Annotated in this window: 19 protein-coding genes and 1 pseudogene; 9 read left to right on the top strand and 11 right to left on the bottom strand. The window is 38.6% G+C overall.

Features of this window, described 5'->3' with window-relative positions:
• Window positions 1–57: 57 nt before the first annotated feature.
• On the bottom strand, window positions 58–1,047 hold the full coding sequence (locus CA265_20410; GenBank protein ID ARS41887.1) for a hypothetical protein: 990 nt from the start codon (window positions 1,045–1,047) through the stop codon (window positions 58–60).
• A 97-nt stretch (window positions 1,048–1,144) separates the two neighbouring features.
• On the opposite strand from CA265_20410, the gene CA265_20405 reads away from it, so the two are divergent.
• Complete coding sequence (locus CA265_20405) at window positions 1,145–1,876, top strand: hypothetical protein (GenBank protein ARS41886.1); 732 nt, start codon at window positions 1,145–1,147, stop codon at window positions 1,874–1,876.
• A 2-nt stretch (window positions 1,877–1,878) separates the two neighbouring features.
• Here CA265_20405 and CA265_20400 read toward each other — a convergent pair whose 3' ends face one another.
• The 8 genes from CA265_20400 to CA265_20365 form a co-directional block, all read right to left on the bottom strand.
• Window positions 1,879–2,883, bottom strand: a complete 1,005-nt coding sequence (locus tag CA265_20400; protein ARS41885.1) for a hypothetical protein — start codon at window positions 2,881–2,883, stop codon at window positions 1,879–1,881.
• A gap of 94 nt (window positions 2,884–2,977) precedes the next feature.
• Entirely contained in the window at window positions 2,978–3,301 is a 324-nt protein-coding gene (locus CA265_20395) for a hypothetical protein (protein ARS41884.1), read from the bottom strand.
• Entirely contained in the window at window positions 3,298–4,050 is a 753-nt protein-coding gene (locus tag CA265_20390) for a hypothetical protein (protein ARS41883.1), read from the bottom strand. Before CA265_20390 ends, CA265_20395 begins: the two co-directional genes overlap by 4 nt.
• A gap of 48 nt (window positions 4,051–4,098) precedes the next feature.
• Window positions 4,099–4,941 carry a hemagglutinin gene (locus tag CA265_20385; protein ID ARS41882.1) on the bottom strand — a complete coding sequence of 281 codons (843 nt, stop codon included), beginning with the start codon at window positions 4,939–4,941 and terminating at the stop codon, window positions 4,099–4,101.
• 73 nt (window positions 4,942–5,014) lie between these two features.
• Window positions 5,015–5,692, bottom strand: a complete 678-nt coding sequence (locus tag CA265_20380) for a hemagglutinin (protein ID ARS41881.1) — start codon at window positions 5,690–5,692, stop codon at window positions 5,015–5,017.
• Between the two features lie 78 nt (window positions 5,693–5,770).
• Entirely contained in the window at window positions 5,771–6,409 is a 639-nt protein-coding gene (locus tag CA265_20375) for a methyltransferase (protein ID ARS41880.1), read from the bottom strand.
• A 7-nt stretch (window positions 6,410–6,416) separates the two neighbouring features.
• Window positions 6,417–6,833 carry a Holliday junction resolvase RuvX gene (locus tag CA265_20370; GenBank protein ARS41879.1) on the bottom strand — a complete coding sequence of 139 codons (417 nt, stop codon included), beginning with the start codon at window positions 6,831–6,833 and terminating at the stop codon, window positions 6,417–6,419.
• Window positions 6,834–7,021: 188 nt separating this feature from the next.
• The gene (locus CA265_20365) at window positions 7,022–7,207 is read right to left on the bottom strand and encodes a hypothetical protein (protein ARS41878.1); all 186 of its coding nucleotides are present in this window, start codon (window positions 7,205–7,207) and stop codon (window positions 7,022–7,024) included.
• Between the two features lie 166 nt (window positions 7,208–7,373).
• Here CA265_20365 and CA265_20360 point away from each other — a divergent pair, with 166 nt between their 5' ends.
• From CA265_20360 to CA265_20350, 3 genes are read left to right on the top strand one after another with little or no spacing between them, the layout of a single operon-like run.
• Entirely contained in the window at window positions 7,374–8,522 is a 1,149-nt protein-coding gene (locus CA265_20360; GenBank protein ID ARS41877.1) for a hypothetical protein, read from the top strand.
• 1 nt (window position 8,523) lies between these two features.
• Entirely contained in the window at window positions 8,524–10,056 is a 1,533-nt protein-coding gene (locus tag CA265_20355) for a hypothetical protein (GenBank protein ARS41876.1), read from the top strand.
• The gene (locus CA265_20350) at window positions 10,025–10,507 is read left to right on the top strand and encodes a gliding motility lipoprotein GldH (protein ARS41875.1); all 483 of its coding nucleotides are present in this window, start codon (window positions 10,025–10,027) and stop codon (window positions 10,505–10,507) included. The genes CA265_20355 and CA265_20350 overlap by 32 nt, the downstream gene beginning before the upstream one ends.
• 27 nt (window positions 10,508–10,534) lie before the next feature.
• Here the strand turns inward: CA265_20350 and CA265_20345 are convergent, their stop codons facing one another.
• The gene (locus CA265_20345) at window positions 10,535–11,833 is read right to left on the bottom strand and encodes a UDP-N-acetylmuramoyl-tripeptide--D-alanyl-D-alanine ligase (protein ARS43074.1); all 1,299 of its coding nucleotides are present in this window, start codon (window positions 11,831–11,833) and stop codon (window positions 10,535–10,537) included.
• A gap of 87 nt (window positions 11,834–11,920) precedes the next feature.
• Here CA265_20345 and CA265_20340 point away from each other — a divergent pair, with 87 nt between their 5' ends.
• The 3 genes from CA265_20340 to CA265_20330 all read left to right on the top strand — a co-directional run bounded on the left by CA265_20340 (window position 11,921) and on the right by CA265_20330 (window position 19,292).
• Window positions 11,921–14,416, top strand: a complete 2,496-nt coding sequence (locus CA265_20340; GenBank protein ID ARS41874.1) for a zinc carboxypeptidase — start codon at window positions 11,921–11,923, stop codon at window positions 14,414–14,416.
• Window positions 14,417–14,589: 173 nt separating this feature from the next.
• Window positions 14,590–17,805, top strand: a complete 3,216-nt coding sequence (locus CA265_20335) for a SusC/RagA family TonB-linked outer membrane protein (GenBank protein ARS41873.1) — start codon at window positions 14,590–14,592, stop codon at window positions 17,803–17,805.
• Window positions 17,806–17,816: 11 nt separating this feature from the next.
• Entirely contained in the window at window positions 17,817–19,292 is a 1,476-nt protein-coding gene (locus CA265_20330) for a SusD/RagB family nutrient-binding outer membrane lipoprotein (GenBank protein ARS41872.1), read from the top strand.
• 211 nt (window positions 19,293–19,503) lie between these two features.
• Here the strand turns inward: CA265_20330 and CA265_20325 are convergent.
• A pseudogene (locus CA265_20325) lies at window positions 19,504–20,278 on the bottom strand (hypothetical protein).
• 603 nt (window positions 20,279–20,881) lie between these two features.
• Between CA265_20325 and CA265_20320 the strand changes: the two are divergent.
• Together CA265_20320 and CA265_20315 are read left to right on the top strand one after the other, a co-directional pair.
• Window positions 20,882–23,815, top strand: a complete 2,934-nt coding sequence (locus CA265_20320) for a hypothetical protein (GenBank protein ID ARS41871.1) — start codon at window positions 20,882–20,884, stop codon at window positions 23,813–23,815.
• Between the two features lie 17 nt (window positions 23,816–23,832).
• Window positions 23,833–25,317 (top strand): hypothetical protein, encoded by a 1,485-nt coding sequence (locus CA265_20315; GenBank protein ID ARS41870.1) that lies wholly within the window; start codon window positions 23,833–23,835, stop codon window positions 25,315–25,317.
• Window positions 25,318–25,738: the final 421 nt, after the last annotated feature.

Genomic DNA, 25,738 nt, shown 5'->3' with positions numbered 1-25,738 from the left:
GGTCCTAGCCTTGGGTTTAAACCCAAGGCTACTCAACTCCAAATCCTCAACCCTAGACTAACGTGCTTTCCCGGGACTGATGCCGAATTTTTTACTAAAGGCACTGCTGAAATGTTGTACCGAAGAATAGCCCAACTCATCAGAAATGTGCTTAATGTTTTTACTGTTATCGGCCAGGAGCTCTTTGGCCCGCATCAATTTATAATCGCTTAAATAGCCAAAAACAGTATTCTGGAAAACCTCTTTAAAGCCTTGTTTTAATTTAAACTCGTTTATTCCTGCTGTTTTTGCCAGCTCGGTTAAAGATGGTGGATGGTTGGCATTGGCCAACAAATATTCACGGGCATAATAAATACGGTCTTTATCGTAAGCTGATTTAATGGCAGAGGTGTCGGTTTTTTTTGCTGCGAGCTCAAAAGCCTGGGCTTGCAATGCCAAAAGTTCGAGGCATTTAGATTGCAGGAACAAGAGTTTTAAGCCCCCTGTAAAATGACAGTTCATAATATCATTTATGCAACTGTGCATCGCCAGACTGATGGGTAGATTTTCTGATGAAAGCTCTACTGAATGGTTGTTCATGATTTTTTCGGCAAAGTTTTTTAACAAAGTGCTGCTTTCGCTGGTTAGATCGATAAAGCGGCTCCTTTCAAAATTTACTTCGAAAAACTTATGCGGGCCATTGGTGGGGAATTCTGCCATCCCATCAAAATCCGGGCTGTAGATAATATTATGCTGGTTTGCCTTAATATCGAGCCGCTTATTGGTGAGGTAATTTTCCATTATTCCACCACCTATAAGCGAAAAATGTAATTCTACCAATTCAGGTTCGTCAAAAGCTTTAATACGCAAACGGTTCTGCTTCACCAGCATATCGCCGTAAACAATGTAAATGCCGGAAAAAGATATCTGCACGATTTCTGCATCGCCAAAGGGAAAGCTGTACTTGTCTCTTCTTTCGGTGACCAGTGCCTGATTAAGTTCGGTATTGTCGAATTTGCTTCCAACAATATAATACTTATCATCACCATCATAAATGTTTAAAGCCATAAAATCCTTTTGATATAAACTTTAATCCCTTTGATATAAAAAGATGCGGTTGTTAGACAATTACTTTTGTTCAAAGTTACTAAACAAAAAGAAAACGATGCCAAAATTACCGTCATGGCTGGCCAATACAATGGAAAAAGTGATCAGCAATAAAATATATCAGGTAGAAGTTGTAGCAACTAGAATGTTAAGCAGCAACCTAAAGTGTGTTACCTTTAAAGGCGATTTTTTTGATGCCAAATTTATTCCTGGAATGGAGGTGCTATTTAGGGTTAACGCCAACGAGTACCGCCATTATACCCTGTCTGCCTTTAATCAAACGGAGGAAACCTGCGAAGTTATCTTTTATTTAAACAGGCAGGGACCCGGACACAGCCTTGCTGTGAATATTCAAAAAGGAGATTCTTTAAAGCTTATTCTAGACCGTGCAAGAGTTAAATACATGGAAGAATCGAACCAGCATTTCTTTTTTGGTGATGAAACCAGCCTGGGTTTATATGAATCGCTTGGGAGAAAAGTGGTGGATGAGGATGTGGAATATTTTGGAATTTTAGAGCTACAGGAAGAAAACCTTTGCGCTGCTGAACAGCTCAATTTGTTGATCGATGTGGTACCTTCTGACCCCAATACTCCGGCTAAAAATGCCATCAACTGGATGGAAAACATGCATCCGATCTGCTGGGAAATGTGGCAAAATGCTACTTTTTACTTAACCGGAAGGGCAAAATCGATACAGTATTTTAAAAAGTACCTAAAGCAAAGGGGCGTAAGCTTCAGGCAGATTATTACGATGCCATATTGGGAAATCGGTAAAGTTGGTGGCGGCTAAACCTATCTGGGAAAGGTGAAGCCAAAACCCAATGCTAAAGTTTGGTTCGCCTGTATTTTGTTTGTGCCGGTATCGTCATCAAATAATAGAACACCTGTTAAACTGGTGTTCATAAAACGGTTGATTTTTGCAGTTAAAGCAATGTCTAACCTGTGGTCGATTTTACTTGCCTTAAAATCTTTATAAGGAATAAACATGGCATACCGCGCTTTTAGATTTGTATTGGTGAAAATGTCTTTATCAAAAGCACTAACAATCTGAAAAGCAAGTTCATTTTTAATTTTTTTTCCCTTTTCAACAGCGTAAACTTCTTTTTTATTATCGTATACAGCTGTGTCGAGAACAAAAGTTTGTCTTGCAGTACCTGTGCCAATTCGGGTAGAGAAATATTTAACTGGTTTATACTCGAAACCGATAGATTCTGTTAGGTACCCTGGTGCCATAAACTGTGAAATCAAAACTTGTTGCTCATCACCATTACCATCTCTAAAGTACCTGAAGCCTTTATCAAACTGTGATTCAAAGCTGATCGATCCGAAAAAGAACCAGCTTTTAGAGAGTTGAAAAGAAGCTTTATTATCCCAAAAAATACGGTCGTTGGTTTTCTTTTGCAGCTGATCTTTGTTTTTGATTTTACCATATTGTAAAACCAGCTCACTGATGTAACTATAGCTGTTTTTATTGTATTCGGCTTTCCAGTTTAACAATCCGCCAACGGCCACAGAGTTGGTACCCCCACCTTTCCAGTTGTTACTGAATTGGGCCTGGTTAACATTAATGCCGATGTTGGTTCTTGTTTTCCAGTAATTAATCTTGGCGTTTACCACCAAAGGTTTAATTTTTACGGGCTCAAAGTTTAATGGCCCTTGTCTGCTTGGCAAAGGACTACGCTTTAACTTTATATTCAGGTCTTTTGTATTGATCGGAATAGTATCAATTTCCTGTGCATATAATTTTGTAGAGCAGAAACTTAGAATCAGGATTATGGCAGCTAAACAGTTCTTCATTACCTACAAAGAAAAAGAAAAAATTTAGAGATAAAAAGCATTTATCAAAATGATTGTCAGATTGACAATTGAATTGGAGGCAAAAACTGTTGTTTCAGATCTTTTTAAGCCAGCCATACCAATTCCCCTTTTTTAGATAGTTTAGCTCGCTTTCGTGCGCATAGGCTTCCTGTTCAAAAACGATGTTGCGGTAGGCTAAATCGTGGTTTTGGTATTTAATCAGGTTAACCAGGTAGTTAATTAAGTATAAGAGATAAAAAGGAAAAATAAGCAATTCTAATTGCTGACGTAAGTGGATTTTTTCGTGATTAATGATTGTTGGATCGTTTTTAAGTCCTGATGATTTTAACAGGATAAATGGAAAGATGGCCATACCTGCTGCCGGGAGTTTTTTAACGATCAGAATGGGCGCTTTCACAACTTATCGATGGTTATTGCCGGCAATTTAGGCAATTGTAAGGCTTTAGGATTTAACCTGTAGCTTTTATAGGCATTCCGGATGAAAAGATTAAAGGAATAATCAGTTGCATCCAATACAAATTGATAAGTAGGACGATACTGCTGCATAAAATCAGTCAGTTCAGCATCTTTTATGCCCAATACCTGGCTAACCAGACTGGCGCTAAAACGATAATCGATCAAATCTTCACGATAATCTTTTTCGAGGATTTTTTGAAGATGACGGGCGTTTCTTCCTTGTTTGCTTAACAGATTGTAAATGGCATCGATACCTAAACCAACACCCCCATTACCTAAATTCAATAAATCTTTACTGCTTCCTTTCATGGTTTGGTAACGGTATTCCTGAACGTTTTTTTCGTATTGCTGCTGCGGGCTCAATCTTTTTTGCTGAATAACGACGTCGCGCAGTCTGATGCCCAGCGATCTGAGTTGAAAGTATGCAGCGGTTTGGCCTTTAAAAACAATTGTATCTACCCCATAGCCCGATAAAGCGGCAACCAGCGTATCGCCAGGCAGCGCAAAGGTGCTAAATTCGCCTTTCGTATTGTTGTATAAACCATCGCCTGTACGGAGGTTATAGATGTAAACTTTAGCCAAACGCTGCTTGGTTTCTTTATCAATAACAATTCCCTGCACAGGTTTATTCTGTGCATGAAGCAGCGTAGAGAAGCTGAAAACAAATATAAAGGGAATAAAAAATTTCATTAAGCTACAAAACTACAAATATCTGGCAGGCTATGTTTGTACTTAACATTATTTAACCTTAAGTATCTGGCCCAGTTTAATGGCATCGGTACTCATTTCGTTCAGCATTTTTAACTGATCGACCGTTAAATTAAAGCGTTTTGCAATATTATAGAGTGTATCTCCTTTAACAACGGTATAAGTGCCATCGGCAAGAATGGGTTTGGCGCCTGCTGGCGGCGTTTCAACTGGTGTAAACTTTGCCTTTTCCTGAGGGATATTCTGGTTGATTTCTGCGAACACACGATCTTCACGGGCAATCTTTTGCTTTTCGTTTTCCGATTGATCGTATTGGTAAAGCTGGTATTTTTCGATGGTGTTGATTAACAGATCAGGATATTTCGGATTGGTTGCATAACCCGCTGTTTTTAATCCCTGTGCCCAACTTTTATAATCATTTTTATCTAATTGGAAAAGAAAGCTGTAACGTTTGCGTTTTAAAAATTCAGAATGATCCCTAAAAGATTCGCGGGCATCTTTATATACCCTAAAACAGTCGTTTTTCTGGTCATCGTCGCGGAAATAGTTTTTTCCTTTCCAGTCTGAGGTACATTTAATGCCGAAGTGGTTGTTTGCGTACTTAGCCAAATCGCTGTTTCCACTGCCCGATTCTAAAATTCCCTGCGCCAGCGTAATACTTGCAGGGATACCATTTGCATTCATCTCTTCAACCGCTACGCCTTTAAACTCATCAATATAACTTAAGGTATTGTAGCTTTTGTACGAATTGTTATTGGCTTTGTTGGCTGCTTTTTCGATCTGCTTGTTGTTTTTAGAAAATTTCCGCGAACCGCAAGAACTAAAAAAAAGGAGGGCTGCTACAATAAGGAAGTACTGAATGGATGAACGCATTGGTGGGGTATATAGGGTTAATTGTTTAACTGTAGGTTAATAGACTTGGGACTGATGACTACGGACTCAAGACTCAAAACTTCAACTTCTGTCCTGGTTTTAAATTCGCTTTTTTTATGCCGTTTTTCTGCATGAGGGCCTTAACGGTGGTTCCTTTCTTTTTGGCAATTATGCTCAGGTTATCACCAGATTTTACGGTATAACTTTTTGTTGTTCTTCTGCTTTTTGAGCGGTGGCGAGCTGGTGCAGCATAAACGGGCTCTTCATAACCCTCTGGTCTTTCATCGTATTGGTAAAGTTCGTACTTTTTGATCAACCCGATTACCTGGCTGGCCCAGCTTCTGCTGCTGGCGTAACCACAACGGCGGATTCCGTAAGCCCATCCTTTGTAATCGTACTGATCGTATTTTCCAAAAAGGTTATTAAAAGGTTCGCGGGTTTCCATAATTTCTACAAAATGGCTGTAAGATTCATCTGCATTTAAGTAATCGCGATAGGATGAACGGATTTCGGTATTATTATTCGGACCTTTTACGCCGAAATGATTGTTAAGGTGTTGTGCAATTTTACTGTTTCCTGCAGCCGATTCGTGAATAGCGACAGCCAGGATAATACTGGCGGGGATTTTATGATCGCGCATTAAATCCTGCGCATATTCTACATGCTCTGCAATATACTCGTCTGTATCTTGTGCACTGGCAACAATCCCTGTTAAAAGGAGCAGACAAAAAGTAAAGATTTTTTTAGTCATGGTTAACTGTACAAATTGTTTATCTGGTTAACTGTGCGATTAACCGATTTAAACAATTAACCGATTAATCATTATATGTTAAGCTTTCTTCCTGATCAAAAACAAACCATCCCGAACAGGTAAAATCAATTTCTCAACCCGTTCATCTGCAGCTATTTTATCATTAAAACTAGTAATATTTCTGGTGTCTTTATCCTGTTTCTCCTGAAGTACTTTTCCACTCCATAGTACATTATCCACAATGATAATTCCGCCAGGGCGAACGCGATCAAAAATGAGATCGTAATAGGTGCCATTGTTTTTCTTATCTGCATCGATAAAAACAATGTCGAAAACTTCGTCTAAAGCAGCTATCGTATGGGTGGCATCGCCCAGGATGTAGTTGATCTGATGGTTAAAGGCCGATTGGGCAAAGTTATGCCGAACCATATCTTCCAGTTCCTCATTAATATCAAGGGTATACAGCAGGCCATCGCTGGTTAAGCCCTCAGCAAGACATAAAGTGGCATAACCGGTAAAAGTGCCGATTTCTAAAATCCTTTTAGGGGAAATCATTTTGCTGAGCATGCTCAAAACCCGGCCCTGATAGTGGCCAGATAGCATTCGGGGCATTAAAACTTTAAGGTTGGTTTCGCGGTCTATCTGTTGAAGCAATTCGCTTTCAGGTTCGCAGTAGGCGATTAATAAATCTTGTAAATCGTCGTTTATCAGGCTCATTTGTTGGTTATAAACGGTTACTTTCCATAAAATATTGTAAAATGATGGTTGCAGCAATAGTATCAACCCGGTCTTTGTCTCTTCTGTCCGTCTTTTTTAAACCACTTTGCATAATGGCCTGATGGGCAAGTTTAGAGGTAAAACGCTCGTCAACCCAGTGCCTGGGAATATCGGGGAATGATTTTTTTAACAAGGTAGCAAAACCCTTTACATGTTGTGCCGAATCGGATGGTGAGCCATCCATTTGTTTCGGGTCGCCGAGCACAAAGGCCTCTACCTGTTCGCTAAGCATGTATTTTTTAACATATTCGATCACATCTTTCGGGTGCACGGTATCGAGGCCTGTTGCAATAATCTGCAAAGGATCGGTTACTGCGATGCCGATGCGTTTTGTTCCGTAATCAAATGCGAGGATTCTGGCCATAAGTTAAGCGCCGGGCACTTAGCGTAAAGCGTTGGCCCATCTTTAATTTTTAAAAAGCCAAAGGTAAGGTTTTTGAAATAATCGATAAATATTACAGGTAATGCTTTAGTAAGGGGTGTGTTATTAGTGTCTGTGACTAAAAATTTGATTCGTTCCATTTTTTGTAAAGCAAAACCTGTAGTGCGTGGCTATGTCCAGTCCTGCTGTATGCTTTGGCCCTCATGCTTCGGGGCTGCCGCTTCCATCAGGTTTTTTGATGCAGAGCCCGTACGGTTTGGGTAAATTTGCAGGGCGTAAATTGGATGTTTCCGAAGAATTACTGACTTAGTTAAATAAACCTGATCGCGCGTAAAGCCCACATCCCGATTTTTCATTCGGGAGAGGACTTGAAGCAATAGCAGGACTTTCGGAACCGAAACGCACAAGGCCTTGCTTTTCTAAAAAAATAAAATGTCGTTTTAATCTAAAAAATAGAGATTCTGAAACAAGTTCAGAATGACGAGGCTGTGAATATCATATCTATTTCTTATTTTGCACCAAATGCAGTTTAAAGCAATCATCGGACAGGAAAGAGTGAAGCAACAATTGGTGCAAACGGTTAAAGAAAACCGCATTAGCCATGCGCAGTTGTTTTTGTCGCCTGCTGGTTCTGGCGCTGTACCCCTCGCTATTGCCTATGCACAATTTATCAATTGCCTTAATAAAGGCGAAAATGATAGTTGCGGCGAATGTTCGAGTTGTAGAAAGTACGAACGTTTAATTCATCCCGACCTGCATTTCTCTTATCCTTTTTTTGCCTCGGCAAGTGTAAAAACGGCCATAGATGTATTGGAAGAATGGCGGGCAATGCTGATGCAGGATCCTTATTTTGATATGGATATCTGGCGATCGAAGCTCGATGCGGCCAATAAACAGGCCAATATTAACATTGCCGAATGCCACGATATTATTAAAAAACTAAGTTATAAAGCTTTCGAAGCCGAAACCAAGGTTTTAATTATGTGGTTGCCCGAATACCTGGATAAGGCCGGGAATGCGCTGCTTAAATTAATTGAAGAGCCACCTGCAAATACCTTATTTATATTAATCGCACAAAGTCAGGATCAGATTTTAACCACCATTTTATCCCGGACGCAAATTGTGAAGATTCCGAAACTTTCATCAGAAGAGGTCACCGGATATTTACTAAATGCGAGTGGATTAACCGAGCATCAGGCCATTGATTACTCCTTTTTGGCCGACGGAAATTTAATTGAAGCAAAAGCACTGGCAGCAGATACGCAAAGCGACAGTTCGGGTACGTTTACGGCCTGGCTGAGGATGGGTTTTGGAAACAAAGTTCCCGATCTAATCGAGTTTACAGATGAAGCGGCGAAGTGGGGAAGAGAAAACCAGAAGAATTTTTTAAAATATGGCGTAAATTATTTACGCGAATGCTGTTTAATTTTAAGCGGAGCTGAAGAATTGGTGAAATTACCCCCCTTAACCTTCGAAACCGCCAAAAAACTCAGCACACACGTACTTACCTTGCCTATGGCAGAGGCCATAATTGGCGAACTGGAAAAGGCACATTACCACATTGAAAGAAATGCAAACCCAAAAATTCTGTTTTTAGATGTATCTTTACAATTGGTAAAAATTATCAAGTTTAAAACGCTCCCTGCGGGGACTCAATATATATACAATTAATATGGGATGTGGAAGTTGTTCAACAGGTGGTGGTTGCACCCCTAATGGATGCAAAAGTAATGGCTCATGCGGCACCGGTGGTTGCCAAACAATGGAAGTTCACGATTGGCTGTCTAATTTGGATATGCCTTCTAATTATAAACCTTTTCAGGTTACAGAAATAAAATTTAAAGGTTCTCGGAAAGAGTTTTTCTTAAACAGCGACAACATTTACCTCGAAATTGGCGAGCTGGTGGCTGTTGAAGGACCAACCGGTGGTTTTGATGTAGGGCATGTTTCGCTTACCGGCGAATTGGTGCGGATCCAGATGAAACGCCGTAAAACCACGCTCGATCAGGTGGTGAAGAAGATTTACCGTAAAGCTACAGAGGCCGACGTGGAGAAATGGAATGCCGCTAAGGGAATGGAGTGGGAAACCATGCACAAAGCCCGTAAGTTGGCTTTAGATCTCCGTTTACAGATGAAAATCAGTGATGTAGATTATCAGGCCGATAAAACCAAAGCGACTTTCTTTTATACTGCTGATGGCCGTGTCGATTTCCGCGAGCTGATCAAAAAAATGGCGGAAAGTTTCCGCATCAGGATTGAAATGCGCCAGATTGGGATGCGCCAGGAAGCTGGCCGTTTGGGTGGAATTGGCTCGTGTGGCCGCGAATTATGCTGTTCTACCTGGTTAACCAACTTTAAAACCGTTTCTACAGCTGCAGCACGTTACCAGAATTTATCGTTAAATACATTAAAGCTTGCCGGCCAGTGTGGCAAATTAAAGTGTTGTTTGAACTATGAGCTGGATACCTATCTGGATGCCTTAAAAGATATTCCCGATAGAATCGAAAATTTAGATACCGAAGCGGGTTACGCCCGTCACCAAAAAACGGATATTTTTAAAAAAATCATGTGGTTTAGTTACCAGGGCGATGAAAACTGGATTCCGGTTAAAGCTGCACGGGTAAAAGAAATCATGGCCATGAACAAGGCCGGTAAAAAAGCACCAAATTTAAAAGAGGAAGCGGTGCAGATTGCAGCCCCTGTGGTGGTAGAGAAATCTTTCGATTATGAAAATGTGGTTGGTCAGGATAGTTTAACCCGTCTGGATGAACGTTCGCGGGGTAAAAACAACCAGAACAAAAACAATAATCAGAAAAATAACCGCAACAACAATCAAAACAGAAGAGAAAGAGTACCTGCCGGAGAGAAGAATGCTGGGCCTAATAATAAGCAACAGCCTCAACAAGGTGGCCAAAAAAACCAGCAAGGCGGAAAACCACAGCCTAACGGACCAAAGCCGCAACAAAACGGCGGACAGAAACCACAGCAACAGGCAGTACCAAAACCACAGCATGTTAATGGGCCAAAACCTCAAAACAATAAGCCAAAACAGCAACAGCCACAGGTGCAAAAACCTGAAGGAGGTGTAGCTGCAGAGGGTGTTAAGCCAGAACAAAACAAGAACAAGAATAGAAATAACCGTAGGAAGAATAATAACCGCCGAAACAATAATAATGGCTCAGAAAATAAACCTGCTGCTGAATAAAAGACAAGTTTTTTTGCTTGGCTTTTTATTTATGGTTACCCTATTTATGGGCTGTACGACCAGCGTAATCGATAGCAATGTAGAAATTGCCGATCGCAGGTGGACTTATCGTAACCATATTTCGACAACATTTGAAATAAAAGACAATACCAGGGCTTATAATGTTTATTTCAAGCTAAGGCATACGGCAGATTATAAATACGCCAATATATTTATCCTTGCCCATTTTAAGGATGGTAAAAAGATGGTAACCAAACGTTATCAGTATAAACTTGCTAAAAATGATGGCGAATGGCTGGGTAGCGGTTCAGGAAACGTGTTCAGTTATAATTTGCCCATGCTTACCAATTATCGTTTTCCAAGAAACGGCAAGTTTGATATCGAAATCGAGCAGAATATGCGCGATAATCCATTATTGGAAGTAAGCGATGTTGGATTGTTGGTAGAATAGTAAAGCACATTGCGCCATGCGCCTAGCCTACAAATATTGCAACAAACTTTCTAGTTTCATTCCCCTTGAGCCTTTCAGTAACACTAAATGATCTTGAACAGGATTATCTTGTAAATATTGGGCAGCCTCTGCAGGCGTTTCGAAAAACAGGCCTTTAATTGTATTTTTAAAAGCATAAAAATCTTTTCCAATAAAAATCAACTGATCCAAACCGCTTTCGCCGGCCTGTTTGGCAATTATTTCGTGCTGACCAGGAGATTCTGGGCCCAATTCGAACATATCGCCCAAAATGGCAGTCTTTTTATTGGCCGATAGTGCGGCAATATTTTTCAATGCTGCCGTCATACTGCTTGGGTTGGCATTGTAGAAATCGCATATCACGGTATTTTTTTCGGTTTTTGTTAACTGTGACCGGTTGTTTTTGGGCTGATAGTCCGCTAAACCGGCATTGATTTCTTCAGGATTCATATCAAAGAAATCGCCGATACAAATGGCGGCAAGAATATTTTCGAAATTATAACTTCCTGTTAAATTGGTTTTTACTGATGAAAAAATTTCATGGTTGGTCCAGTCGACTTCGATAAAAGGATCGCTGCTTTTTAACGAGCCTTTAATGGTATTGCCATTTTCTGTTCCATAATAAATGAGTTTGTTTAAACCAGCGGCAGCACTCATTTCTATTAAATAAGGATTGTCTCTATTAATAAAGGTGTAACCCTGGGTTTCTTTTAGATAAGCATAAAGTTCAGCCTTTCCCTTTTTTACGCCCTCAAATCCACCAAAACCATCTAAATGCGCCATGCCCACATTGGTAATAATACCATGGGTGGGCTGGGCAATGGTGCAAAGAAGTTCTATTTCTTTTTGGTGGTTTGCCCCCATCTCGATTACCGCAATCTGAACTTCATCAGTAATGGATAATATAGACAATGGAACACCTATATGATTGTTTAAGTTGCCAAAGGTGGCAAAGGTTTTATATCGCTCGGTCAGCACAGCATTTACCAATTCTTTACTGGTTGTTTTACCATTACTACCGGTTAAGCCAATAACAGGGATGTTCAGTTTTTTACGGTGATGGCGAGCCAGATCCTGCAAAGTGTTTAATACGTCTTCAACCAATAGGCATTGATTATTTGTTGCATATTTTTCTTCATCTACAACCGCATAAGCGGCACCCTTTTCAATAGCCTGAGCAGCAAATTCATTGGCATTAAAAAGATTTCCCTTAAGCGCAAAAAAGATACAGCCGGGGCTAATGTTTCTGGTATCGGTAGAAATAACAGGGTTTTCTTGGTAGTAATCGTATAATCTTTCGGTTGTAATCATGCCTATGGTAAAAAATATGATGTAAAATTAAGCTTTCGCATCAACAAAAAACAAAATTAGTACATTAGGTAAAATTATTTTCCTATGAAAAGACTCTTAACGTTCTGCCTGATCTCCTTAAGTTCAATTCTGTTTGTGCAAGCGCAGCTAAAATCTCCTGATGATTTTTTAGGCTACGAGTTGGGCTCGCATTTTACGCCACATCATAAAGTAGCCGATTATTTCAGGCAAACTGCTGTTGCTTCCCCAAAAAATATGAAGCTGATCGAATATGGTAAAACCAATGAAGGCAGACCGTTAATGGTGGCCATTGTTTCTTCAGCAGAAAACATAGCGAAACTGGAACAAATTAGAAATAACAATTTAGTTTTGGCAACGGGCACCAATAACAGTGTCGATTTAACAAATCAACCTGCTATACTATGGTTAAGTTATAATGTACATGGTAATGAAGCAAATTCGACCGAAACTTCCATGAAGATGCTTTATACGCTAGTTTCGGGCAGTAATAAACCTGCAACAGATTGGTTAAAAAATACTGTAGTAGTGATTGACCCTTGTTTAAACCCCGACGGAAGAGACCGTTACGTAAATTATTTTAATAGCGTGGTGGGCAAAACACCCAATTCTGATCCATTATCGAGAGAACACATAGAGCCATGGCCAGGCGGCAGACCAAATCATTATTATTTCGATTTAAACCGCGATTGGGCCTGGCAAACACAAATTGAAAGTCAGCAAAGGTTGGCATTGTACAACCAATGGATGCCTCAGGTACACGTCGATTTTCATGAGCAAAGCTATAATGAACCATATTATTTTGCACCAGCAGCAGAACCGGTTCATCAGGACATTACTTCCTGGCAAAAAAGTTTCCAGGTGGTAGTGGGTAAAAACAACGCTAAATATTTTGATGCAGAGGGCTGGCAATATTTTACCAAAGAGCGCTTCGACCTGCTTTATCCATCTTATGGCGATACCTATCCTTTATATAATGGATCAATCGGTATGACCTACGAACAGGGCGGAATCAGGGCAGGATTATCGGTGGTAACCAACGATGGCGATACCTTAACTTTAAAAGATCGTATCGCGCATCACTTTACCACAGGAATGTCTACCCTTGAAGTAACCGCTCTAAACCATAATAAATTATTAGAAGAGTATAAAAAATATTTCCAACAAGAGCTGGCTAATAGTCCAGGCATTTATAAAAGTTATATCATAAAAGCAACTAATTTATCGCGCTTGAAAAAACTGGCTGAACTGCTCACCAAAAATAAAATCGAATTTGCTTTTGGCGGGGATAAAACTGGTAGAGCTTATGACTACGATACCCAAAAAGAAGAAAATTTTAGCATAACCCGCAACGATTTAATTGTGAATATTCAGCAACCAAGGGCAGTTTTGGCTAATGTTTTATTAGAGCCTCAAACCCTGGTAACCGATTCTAATACTTACGATATTACAGCATGGGCCCTTCCTTACGTGTATGGATTAAAAGGTTATGCCAGTAAAGAAAGTATCAAAGGAAAATTCTCAGCGATTGAAGAACCTAAAATAATCAATAATGAGGTGGAGAAACCCCTCGCCTGGTTGTTTAGCTGGGGAACAAGCGAAGATGTTCAGGTATTAACTGCGCTGCAAAAGGAAAATATAAAAGTCAGACAGGCCGATCAGCCATTTGCTGTAAACGGTAAAGACTATCCTGCCGGAACCCTAATTGTGTTGAGGGCAGAAAACGAAAGGCTGATAAAAGGGATGAAAGATAAGGTAGCATCAATTGCAAAAACCTTGAACAGGCCAATCCAGGCCATAAGCAGTGGCTTTGTAGAAAAAGGTAAGGATTTTGGCTCTAACGTTTATCCATTGTTAAAACAGCCTAAAATTGCCATTGTATCGGGTATGGAGGTTTCTTCTCTTGCGTTCGGCGAAGCCTGGTTTTTTCTTGAACACGATCTGAATCTTTCACCCAGTATTATTAATGCTAAAGATTTAAATAACCTGGATATTAATAAAGTAAATACCTTGATTTTACCAGATGGAAGTTATAGCCCTTTTATAGGTGATGGTTTAACTGCATGGTTAAATAAAGGAGGAAGATTGATTTTAATGGAAGATGCTATTGAAAGTGTATTCGAGAAAAAAGGATTTGATATTAAAAAGAAAGAAGCTGTTGTAAAAAAAGATGAAAAGCCAGAGGCAAACAAACTTCTTTTCAAAGATAAGAACAGAGATGATTTCGAAACAACGATACCAGGTGCAATTTATCGGATCAATCTTGACGCTAGTCACCCCTTTTCTTATGGTTTGGGTAAAACCTATTATAGTTTAAAAACAGACCGTAAGATTTATGAGCCATTTGTTAAAGGTTGGAATGTGGGTTTGATTAACGAAAAAAGTTTGATGGCGGGTGTAGTAGGCAAAAAAGCCAGGGAAGAACTAAAAATGGGGCTTTTAATTGGTGTACAAGATTTCGGCCGGGGCCAGGTAGTTTATTTGGCCAACGATCCCCTGTTCAGAAACTTCTGGGAGGGTGGAAAAACCTTATTCGGGAATATAATTTTTTGTGGATATTAATCATTTTTAATCAATTTTACCAAAAATAACCACTAAAATAATACAATTGTATCTTTTTGATTACTAATGAGATATGCTTTCGGTAAGTGGTTGTGTTAAAAAATGTTAAAAATATCTTGGCTTGAGCAGTATCAAAGCCTAGATTTGTAAACACATTAACTAACCTATTTTAAATTATGAAAAAACTATTACAAAGTTTGTTCATTCTTATGTTTGTTGCAATTTCTGCAATAGCACAAGAAAGGACGATTACAGGTACAGTTACTTCAGCGGAGGATAAATTACCAATCCCTGGAGTAAGTGTAAGAGTTAAAGGCACACAGGTGGGTGCCGTTACAGATGCAAATGGAAAGTATTCTATTAATGTTCCTTCGGGCAGTTCCGCTTTAGAATTCTCTTATATTGGATATGTATTACAAAGTAAGACAATTGGCGGTGCAAATTCAATTAATGTAGTTCTTGTTTCAGACTCGAAAGTCTTAACCGATGTAGTAGTAACTGCAAATGCAATTAAAAGAGAAAAAAGAACTCTTGGATACTCTGCACCTACTATTACTTCTGAAGCTTTATCACAGAGTGGTAGCACAAGTCCGCTTACCGCAATGGTTGGTCGCGTACCAGGTATGAATATTTCATCATCCTCAAACACTCCAGGTAGTTCAACCAGGATTGTTTTCCGCGGAGGTACTTCTATCGCAGGGAATAACCAGGCGTTAATTGTAATTGATGGTGTTCCTGTTGATAACTCAAGTGTAATTGGTGGTGCCGATAGTCGTTCAAGTGTTGACTTTGGTAACAGGGCCAATGATATTGATCCAGATGATATTGAAAGCATTACACCACTTTTGGGTCCGGCAGCGGCAGCGCTTTATGGCTCACGAGCATCAAATGGTGCAGTTCAAATTACCACGAAATCTGGTAAAAAAGGAAAAACTCAAATTACATTTAATACTTCAAATACTTTTTCATCGATACTTAAATTACCTGATTTCCAAAATGAATATGGACAAGGGTATGCGACCGATTATGATGGCAGTGGTGTGAAAGAGTATTTTAACGATAGTCAAGAAAACTGGAGCTGGGGAGCGCCCTTTACTGGCATAAGTCAAGAATGGGGACAAAGCATTGATGGTGTTAGACAATCGAAACCTTATTCTGCCCAAACAGATAATGTTAGAAACTTCTTTAAAACAGGCTTTGTAACAGACAATAATGTAAGTTTCTCTGGTGGTACTGATAGATCGACATTTTATCTTGCTTTAAATACATTAAATTCAGATGGCATATTTCCTGGAGCTCAAGATGTTTACAATAAATATGGCGTAAGATTTAACGGTAAAACTGATTTTAGTGATAAATTTAGTGCCGGAATATCTTTCAATTACAATAAAATAAATGCCAGACAGGTTGCGGGTGGACAGAATGATAACTCTGTTTTTGATAACGTATTACAAACACCCCGTGATATTCCTTTGGATAAATTAGGTGACTTAAACAATAAATACAACGGTTTTGGTTATACTGATGCAAATGGTGTTCTTCATGCAGATCAATATGGTTATTATGGATCTTATACTTTAAATCCATATTATATACTTGAAAACTTCACCAATGATGATGCCATTAACAGAATAACAGGAAATGTTAATCTTGATTACAAACCACTTTCTTGGTTAACCTTCCAGGATCGTATTGGTACTGATACCTATTCTGAGCGTAGAAGACAATTAACACCAAAATTCTCATTCTCACCTATTGATCAGGTTACTAACCAAGGTACTCACGTTAGTAATGGCGGATATCAAATTGACCAATACAACGTAACTGAAATTGTAAACGATTTGATGGCTACAGCATCGCACACGTTTAGCGATGATTTTAAAGGATCATTAATGGTGGGTCATAACATACGTCAAAGAACAACCTCAACAAACAGAACAGCAACTAACGCGAGTGCTGGTTTGGTAGTTCCAGATTGGTACAATCTTCAAAATAGTAACGGCCCATTGAATGTTATTACAGATAATATTTCGCAAAGAAGACTTGTTGGTGTTTATGCCGACTTAAATTTAGCATACAAAAATTATTTATTTTTGGAGGCTACAGCTCGTAACGATTGGTCGTCTACTTTACCAACGCAAAACAATTCATTCTTTTATCCAAGTGTAAGCGGGTCGTTTGTTTTTAGCGAATTGATTAAACCAAATAATATTTTAAGTTATGGTAAATTACGTGCAAGTATAGCAAAGGTTGGTAACGATACAGATCCTTATCAGCTTTTAACAACTTTTGCAAAGGGCACCATAGCAAGTGGTTTTGGTAGCACAATATTCCCTTTCGGAAACGTTGCTGCTCTTCAAGCTGGTACAACCCTTGGTAATCCTAATCTTAAACCTGAAATTACTACTGCTTATGAGGTTGGTACAGAATTATCATTTTTTAATAACAGGTTTGGTGTTGACTTTACTTACTATAAAAACAAATCCAAAAATCAAATTTTAGCTATACCGATTCCAAACTCTACAGGTTATGGATTTAGCGTAATTAATGTTGGTGAAGTTCAAAACAATGGTTTAGAGCTTACCCTAAAAGGAACGGCTGTAAAATCAACTGATTGGAATATAGAACTGTTTGGTACTTACTATAAAAACCGCAATAAGGTTGTAGACCTTGGAGATGTTAGTCAAGTAGTTCTTGGTGGTGTAAGTGGTATGGCTATTGTAGCTGCTGAAGGAAGGCCATATGGTGAATTTTATGCAGTAACAAACCAAACTGATGCTCAGGGTCGTACTATTGTTGATGCTGTTTCAGGTTTGCCATTGGCAACACCTACTGCTCAATATTTAGGAAGTTATAACCCTAAGTTTCAAGCATCATGGGGAGCAAACATTACCTTTAAACAGCACTGGAATTTAAACGTATTGTTCGATACGAAACAAGGAAACAAACTTTTTTCAAGAACCAAAGATATTCTTGCCTTTGTAGGTGTTTCTGCTGAAACCGGCGGACAAAGATTCGGTTTGCCATTTCCAAATTCAGTTTATTTAGATGCGAATGGCAATAGTGTGGTTAACACAAATGTTTTCTACAATAAACAAGATTACTTTCCTGATTTAAACCCTGGGGTGAATGTTATCGATGGGTCGTTTGTAAAGTTACGTAGTGCTGGCATATCGTATTCATTTAACAAGGCTCAGCTTAAATCTCTTCCGTTTAGCGCATTGTCGTTAGGCGTATTTGGAAATAATTTATTTATTTGGACTGCTAAGGAAAATAGATATGTAGATCCTGAAGTCAATTCAGGTGGTGCAACAAACGAGCAAGGATTTGACTATACCGCTCAACCATCTGTTCGTAACTATGGATTTAATTTAAAAGTTACATTTTAATTGTAAAAGACATGAATAATAAAAATAGATATATAACTAAGCAGTTATTGCTTACAATTATAATTGCCACTATTGGCTTATCTGGATGTAAAAAGTTTTTAGATGTAAATGAAAACCCCAATAGCCCAGATTCCGCAGCACCTAATTTGCTTTTACCAGTATCTCAGGCCGCAACTGGCCAAATTGTAGGGAATTTTTTCCAAATTTATGGTAATATTTGGGGGCAATATTGGACGCAAAACCCAACTTCATCTCAATACAGAACAGTTGACCAGTATAACCCTGCTGCTACAGCATTTGATAGGCCATGGTTGATATTATACCGTAATGCATTAATTAATGCAGACCTAATTACAAAAGCTCAGGGCTCAAGCTTAGAGTACACAAAAGGTATTGCTTATTTGATGAAAGCTTACACATTACAGGTAGTTACAGATGCATTTGGCGATGTTCCTAATACTGAAGCATTAAAGCCGGAGCTTTTTCCAGCACCTAAATATGACACACAGGCAGTAGTTTACGATAGCGTTTTTAATTATATTGATAAAGGCCTGGCTTTGGTAAGCGTGGCTAACTCAGCATCACCTGGCGCTCAGGATATGGTGTTTCAAGGAAACATGGCTAATTGGAAAGCCTTTGCTAATACCTTAAAACTAAAAGCTTATCTTAGGTTGGCATATGTTGATGCAGCAAAAGCCGCAGCAGGGGTAAAAGCTTTGTATGCTACAAATCCTACTTTTCTTACGGTTGATGCTTCTATTAAATATTTAAGCACTGGAGGAAATGAAAATCCTTTATATAATGAAATGGTAGGTTTAAGCAGAGTTCAAAATGTAGTAGCAAGTACAACCGCGGTTAGTCATTTTGATGCAAATTCAGACCCTAGGGTGGCAAAGTTTTATGATTTGATTGCAACTGATGTCGCAGCTAAAACTGAACGTTCTATTATACAAGGCAGCTATAATGTTAATACGGGCAAAACGGTTTCTCCTCCTTCAGCATTAGTAGGTGCGAGAGCTAGTAATTCAGCATCTGCTGTTGCGCCAGTTAAATTTATATCTGAAACAGAAAGCTACTTTTTGCAAGCTGAAGCTGTATCGCGAGGTTGGACTAATGGAGTGGGAACAGTTGCTACACTTTATGCTAAAGGTATACAAGCAAGTTTTACCGCTGTAGGTGCTGGCGATGCAACTTCATATATAGCTACCGCACCTGATGGAGCTGCTGCTTTAGCAACCAATGCCTTAAAAGCTATTATTACTCAAAAATACTATGCTATGTGTGGTTTTCAGGGCTTTGAAGCCTGGACCGAATGGCGCAGAACAGGGTATCCTGATTTCTTTGTGGTTTCAATTGCTCCTTCACGTGGTTTGCCCCAAGGTAAGTTTCCGCTTCGTATGGCATATCCCAATACAGAGGCTACATCAAATAAAAACTTTCCAGGTGTAGTAACTATTGATACCCCAGTTTGGTGGGATAAGAATTAATCAAGTTAGATTTATCATAAAAAGGGTTGCCAATTCGGAGGGCACTGAAAAAGTTGGCCTTTTACAGATAACTTTAAAAACGATCAAGTAAGACATGTTCTTACTTGATCGTTTTTTTATTTGGAAGTCTTGTTATGCGCTGGCTAACAACTATTATTAGTTAATTTTGGAAAGCAATGCTATAATAGACTTATAGCTACTTTTTGTTTAGTTATATGCTCAATTTAATGATTCTTTTTAGATTTACAGCGAAATAGCCAATGCGCCAATGCATCTGCATACCATAAATTCCTCAGATATTGCCCTATCATATCCATGGACCGTCTTTTAATTCGCTATTTTTTGCCTCTGTCTTATGCCTGTGTTTTGCTTCTTCTTATAATATTCGGTTTCATGAAAGGCCATCTGTTCTATGTGTACATCTGACTTTATAGATACCGAATAGCTTTTAGTCTTGCACCAGGCCTATAACAATTATCCTGTAATGGGCAGACCTTACACTTTTCAACGTCAAAATAGTAGGTGTCAACCTGGTTAGTCGCATCTTCTTTTTCCCCCATGCTGTGCTTTTCTAAGGCCAGGTGCCCTGCTGGGCACAAACATACCGACATCTTTATTATGACCAACTTACCCTCATCCTTTCTAAAGGCTTGCGTTATCGAAGGGTTCAGCTTTGCTGCTATTTTGATGTTCTCACCATTACTATCCTTTCCGGAATTTGGTCAGAGAGCTCGGATTGATAACATCTTCTTAAGGGGCATCTCTAAGAAGTATTTAAAGGACATATCATACCGGGGACGTTCTTCAACATCCATATCTGAAATGGTGAATATAGTTTTCAAAAGAAGGTATTTAAACATACGTACAAAACTCCTGGCCAAACGGCCATTATCCGGGCAATATTTATCCAAAATCTTATTATATCTAAAACTGAAATCTATTAACTCCTTGATCCTGCGAAAAAGGTTATCTTTGGGGACAATCAGATCGTTGAGCCTGTAAACTCGCTAAATTGAATTTTTGTTGTTGAGGAAGCACCTTAAAAGCGGTTCTAATACGCACTTGGAATCAAAAAAAAGGGAGCAGAAATTATTCTTATTCCTTTTTTACCTAATCTTCATGGAGACTTTTTAGTGTCCTCTCCCAGAACACCGCTTTTTTTATGTGTTCACACGAGAACTTACCAACCGTTTATATCTATCTAGTGCCTGGGTTGATCTCATTAGCTGTTTTAACAATGTATAAGTAGATTCCTGTTAAAAAAACCTATTCTATGTGCAAAGCTTAATTTAAGTATAAAACATTTGTTCTGGTCTAGGCTTTTTGGCACAGTTTTTTTTTTTATAAACTGTCGTTTACTGCCTTCTAATGACAATTTTAGCCTATTTAGGGTTTAAATATGATTATAAGTGCTCATAATATTCTACATTTTGTGGAAAAATTCCCCCAAACGCCTTTTTAATCATACAGGTTTATTGTCAAAACAAAGTCATTATAAAGGCTTGTTTTGTTAAAATTTGTTAAACTCTTAGCAAACTCTTTTATATTTAGCGCTTCAAATAACTATATCATTAACTAACTTAAATTTCATGAAAAAACTTCTACAAAGTTTGTTCATGTTCTTGTTAATCGCATCAACCGCAATAGCACAGAACAGAACAATTTCAGGAACAGTTACATCGTCTGAAGATCGCCAACCTCTTCCCGGTGTAAGTGTTAAAATCAAAGGATCCAATGCTGGTGTTTCAACAGATAGTAAAGGAACCTTTAAAATCACAGTCTCTTCAGGACAAAATGTATTGGTATTTACTTTTATCGGTTATAATACCGTAACCAGACAGATTACAGGCTCAAATGATATCAACGTATCGATGAGCCCAGATGCAACTCTGCTTAATGAGGTCGTAATCAGCAATAACTATATCACTAAAAGAAAGGGTGCTGAAACTGGTTCCGTATCTTTAGTCGATGGAGATAAAGTAGCATCGAGGCCTTCAGGAAATATGCTCCACAACTTACAGGGGCAGGTTCCGGGTGTTGTAGTAGCAGCTGGAAGCGGTAGGCCGGGTGCGGCTCCGCAAATTTTTATTCGTGGTCAGGGATCGATCAACTCTTCATTAGCTCCACTTTATGTTGTTGATGGGCAGCCCGTTGATCCGAGTGATTTTGCACAGCTTAATCCTGAGGATATGGATTCTTTCAATGTATTGAAAGATGCATCTGCAACGGCAATTTATGGTTCGCGTGGTGCAAACGGCGTAATTTTGGTAACAACCAAAAGAGGCATAAAATCAGGTACAGATATCAATTATCAAGCTTATTATGGTTATGAGCAAATTAATAACCAAAAATTTAAGATGATGAACACGCAGCAAAGATTGGATTATGAAGTTGCAATTGGCCGTCGTGCTGCTAATGATCCTGCTATTCCTGAATTATTAAAATCGGATTTTAACCAGGTTGACGAAGTTTTCCAAAAACCTCAAACACAATCGCATTCTTTGAGTATCAGAACAGGTAACGAAAAAACCCAAGCGTTTTTCTCTGGAGAGTATGCGCAACAGAATGGTATCTATTTCGATTCTAAATGGGAAAGGTATGGTGCCCGTGTAACTGTTGATCACAAAGCAAAAAGCTGGTTGAAATTAGGTATCTCATTATATGCTGGTAATACCAATGAGCGTCAGCCAAATGAGACCAGGAATAGTACTGCCAACACTGGTATGATGGCTTATCTGTTATTGCCATATGAAAATGTTCGCGATGCTGAAGGTAATTTTAAACAAAGGCTACAGTATGGTGGATATTCAGGTGCTTATAATAACCTTTGGGTTCGCGCGAATGATTATCAGCATACGGATTATCAAAACTTAAAATTACTTGGAAATACCTACATAGAAGCTGATGTAACGAAAGATATCAAATTCAGGTCTAGCTATGGAGCAAATTATACCAGTTATTATGGCGGTGGGTATAATGCACCTCTAATTGCTGCAGCTGATAATGGTAATGCCAACAGATATTATTCATCATGGATGGATGGCATCCAAAGGAATACCTTAAACTACAACCATACTTTTGGAGATCACTCAATCGCAGCCGTAATTGGTTCTGAATACAATTTCCATAACGATATTGTGTTTAGTGCAACTGCAAAGAACACCTCGTCACCACTATTGTTGGAATTCGGTTCTTTTCAAACCCCGTCAGCAACTAGCGGTTCTTTAAATAAATATAGGATGTTCTCTGCATTGGCAAATGTAAATTATGGTTATAAAGATAAGTATTATGTAGATTTGAGTATCAGACGGGATGGTTCATCTAAATTCGGAAGAAATAACCGCTGGGGTACTTTTTGGTCAGCAGGTTTAGGATGGAACATCAAAAAAGAGGAATTTTTAGAAAATGTTAGCTGGTTATCACTTGCAAAAATCCGCGGATCGATCGGAACAACTGGTAATGATGGTATCGGTTATTATCCTTCATACGATCTTTTCGGCTCAACAACCTATAATGGCGCTGCGGGTTTAACTCCTACCCAGGCAGGAAACCCAGATCTATCATGGGAAATCAAACGTAAATTTAATGTTGGTCTTGATGCGGCATTCTTTAAAAACAGATTAACCTTCACTGCTGATTTTTATAATGACGTAACATATGATATGGTACTCAATGTTCCGGTTTCGTATCTTACTGGCTACTCTTCGATCTATCAAAATATGGGAAGAATGTACAATAGGGGTATTGAATTGGGCTTAGGTGCACAGATCGTTAAATCTAAAGACATTACTTTAAACTTTAATACAAACTTTACGTATAATAAAAATCGGGTTACGGAACTTTATGGATTCAGAGATGAGCTGTTAGGAACTGGTACAGGTGTTTACACTGCTGTAGGCTACATGTATGGTCAGTTAAAATATAACAGATTTTCACATATCGATGGCCAAACGGGTAATGAAGTCTACTTAGATAAAAACGGTAATCAAACAACAAATTTCGACGGTGGCGACGCTGTAGTATTGGACGGAAAAGGCTTCTATGCGCCATATAATGGTGCAGCCTCTGTAGATTTTTCTTATAAAGGCTTTGGTGTATTTATGCAATGGAATTATGTAGTTGGTAAATATACGATCAACAATACCAGGGCATGGATGGAGTGGAACAACGCTTCTTGGAGTAACTACAACAGGGTTGCAGATCTTTATGATAGAATGTGGAAAAAACCTGGTGACAATGATGCCAAATACGGTAAGTATGGTACAGGTACAAATTTCGACGATCGTTATATTGAAAATGCTTCTTATTTAAGGCTGCGAGATCTTACTGTTTACTACAACTTTAACAAATCTTTGTTGAGTAAAACCAAGTTCTTAAATAAAGCCAGAGTTTATGCTAGAGCCAATAACTTAGTAACCATAACAAAATATAGCGGTTACGATCCAGAGTATTTTAACAACCTTGAGCTGGGTATTTATCCTGTTTCTCAAAAATTCACTTTTGGTGTTGATGTAACGTTTTAAGAAAGGAGAAAATTCAAATGAAATTAAATAAGACAATTATATGTACGCTAGCAGTTGCATTAACTTTATCTAGCTGCAAGAAACAACTGAACCAGTTGCCCCCTCAAGCTCTAACATCTGATTTGGTGTTTACTAACATTACTGCTGCTGAATCAGTGTTAAATGGTACTTATGCACCTTTAAGATCTGGTAGTTACTATGGTCGTAACTTTGTTGTGATGAACGATATTACTACCGATAACCTTATCGCCACGTCCTGGTTTAGTAATAACTATTCAGATTGGCAAAGAAATACTTACAATTCATCCACATACGAAACAAGAGATTTCTGGTCAACCGTATACAATGCTATTCACAGGGTTAACACATTTTTGAAAAATGTTGATAATGTAACTCCGATTGCTGGCGAAAATGCAACTACGGTTGCGGCATCAAAACAGTCATTCAAAGCACAGGCTTACGCTTTGAGAGCGCTTTATCTTTTCGACTTATTACGTACTTACTCTAAAATCGATTTGAATGACCGACTAGGCGTACCTATGGTATTAGAGCCTACAACAGAAATTCAGATCCCGCGTCAAACGGTTAAGCAAAATTACGATCAGATCATCAGCGACCTTAATCAGGCAGAAAGTTTAATCGGAGAAACAAATCTAACTTCACAGATTAAGGTAAATAAATACTTCATTGCAGCACTTCAGTCAAGGGTTTATCTATACTACAAAGATTACCAAAAGGCTTCTGATGCAGCAGATAAAGTAATGGCTGGTAGCTTTGGTTACGAAACTACAGCGGCAGGATTAACAAGCCTTTGGACAAATGACGTGAGTACCAAAGAAATTATCTTCAAAATTGGTATCGAAGCGGTTCAGGAATCTGGTGCAGTTAATTATGGAGTGTTCTTTATCAATGATAATGGAGGATCTTTATTGCCGAACCCTGATTATATTCCGTCTAAATCTGTTGTTGATCTATTTTCTGCTACTGATCTTAGAACAGCTCAATATTTGAAGAGCTATACGGTAAGACAATTTGCTACCCCTCTTACATTGGTACAGAAATATCCAGGTAACCCTAGCTATAAGGCTTATTCTGATAAAGCTAATGCCCCTAAATTATTAAGATATGCGGAGGTTGCTCTTAATAAAATGGAAGCTCAGTACTATCTGAGCAAAGCAAATGCAAAAACACTTCTAAAAGCACTAAGATCGGCGCGTATAACCGGATATAATACAGCCTTGGTAGATGCCTATGATGATGCAACCTTACTAAATGAAATTAGGATCGAAAGAAGAAGGGAGTTAGCATTTGAAGGACACGAATTTTTCGACCTTAAGAGATGGGGACTAGGGTTTTCACGTCCTAAGGATGGCACTTATATGGCAACAGAAAATGCTATTGGTGATGTTCCTGCTACGAATTATCGTTTCCAGTGGCCTATTCCTCAGGCTGAAAGAGAATCGAATAAAGCAGCAGAGCAAAATCCTGGATATGCAAACTAATTAATCGAATTTTTTTATGAAAAGCCTGAATGTATTTATGCATTCAGGCTTTTTTATTATTAAAACCATTTAGATTCTAAATTTTTGCACATATTCTAATGCCTTTTTAATCTATTTGTATCATGTTTGATAAATAAAAATTTAATTTAGGAATTAGACCACTATTGAATGAATTAAAAAGCTCTTTTTTTTTCTTTGATATGGTTTTTTAATAAAAATAAAGCAGAAATCTAGTAGTTTAATCTCGTAGTACTTGCATTATAGATTGAATACCTGTATATTGTGTCATTAACCGAAACTAGACTAACTTTTATGAAAAAACTCATGTAGAGATGTTATTCTTTGCTGTTTATTGCAACCGGGGCAGTATCACCATAGAATAATAATAATGGACTCTGATGTCCATTACCAGTTCCAAATA

The organism is Sphingobacteriaceae bacterium GW460-11-11-14-LB5, assembly GCA_002151545.1.
Taxonomy (GTDB): Bacteria; Bacteroidota; Bacteroidia; order Sphingobacteriales; family Sphingobacteriaceae; genus Pedobacter.
The sequence above is the reverse complement of the archived record's forward strand: the minus strand, read 5'-3'. Positions and strand labels throughout refer to the sequence as shown.

Coding starts and splice junctions, on each gene's coding strand:
- CA265_20410 (ARS41887.1), bottom strand. CDS start 1,047: ATGGCTTTAAACATTTATGATGGTGATGATAAGTATTATATTGTTGGA.
- CA265_20405 (ARS41886.1), top strand. CDS start 1,145: ATGCCAAAATTACCGTCATGGCTGGCCAATACAATGGAAAAAGTGATC.
- CA265_20400 (ARS41885.1), bottom strand. CDS start 2,883: ATGAAGAACTGTTTAGCTGCCATAATCCTGATTCTAAGTTTCTGCTCT.
- CA265_20390 (ARS41883.1), bottom strand. CDS start 4,050: ATGAAATTTTTTATTCCCTTTATATTTGTTTTCAGCTTCTCTACGCTG.
- CA265_20385 (ARS41882.1), bottom strand. CDS start 4,941: ATGCGTTCATCCATTCAGTACTTCCTTATTGTAGCAGCCCTCCTTTTT.
- CA265_20380 (ARS41881.1), bottom strand. CDS start 5,692: ATGACTAAAAAAATCTTTACTTTTTGTCTGCTCCTTTTAACAGGGATT.
- CA265_20375 (ARS41880.1), bottom strand. CDS start 6,409: ATGAGCCTGATAAACGACGATTTACAAGATTTATTAATCGCCTACTGC.
- CA265_20370 (ARS41879.1), bottom strand. CDS start 6,833: ATGGCCAGAATCCTCGCATTTGATTACGGAACAAAACGCATCGGCATC.
- CA265_20365 (ARS41878.1), bottom strand. CDS start 7,207: ATGAAAAATCGGGATGTGGGCTTTACGCGCGATCAGGTTTATTTAACT.
- CA265_20360 (ARS41877.1), top strand. CDS start 7,374: ATGCAGTTTAAAGCAATCATCGGACAGGAAAGAGTGAAGCAACAATTG.
- CA265_20355 (ARS41876.1), top strand. CDS start 8,524: ATGGGATGTGGAAGTTGTTCAACAGGTGGTGGTTGCACCCCTAATGGA.
- CA265_20350 (ARS41875.1), top strand. CDS start 10,025: ATGGCTCAGAAAATAAACCTGCTGCTGAATAAAAGACAAGTTTTTTTG.
- CA265_20340 (ARS41874.1), top strand. CDS start 11,921: ATGAAAAGACTCTTAACGTTCTGCCTGATCTCCTTAAGTTCAATTCTG.
- CA265_20330 (ARS41872.1), top strand. CDS start 17,817: ATGAATAATAAAAATAGATATATAACTAAGCAGTTATTGCTTACAATT.
- CA265_20320 (ARS41871.1), top strand. CDS start 20,882: ATGAAAAAACTTCTACAAAGTTTGTTCATGTTCTTGTTAATCGCATCA.
- CA265_20315 (ARS41870.1), top strand. CDS start 23,833: ATGAAATTAAATAAGACAATTATATGTACGCTAGCAGTTGCATTAACT.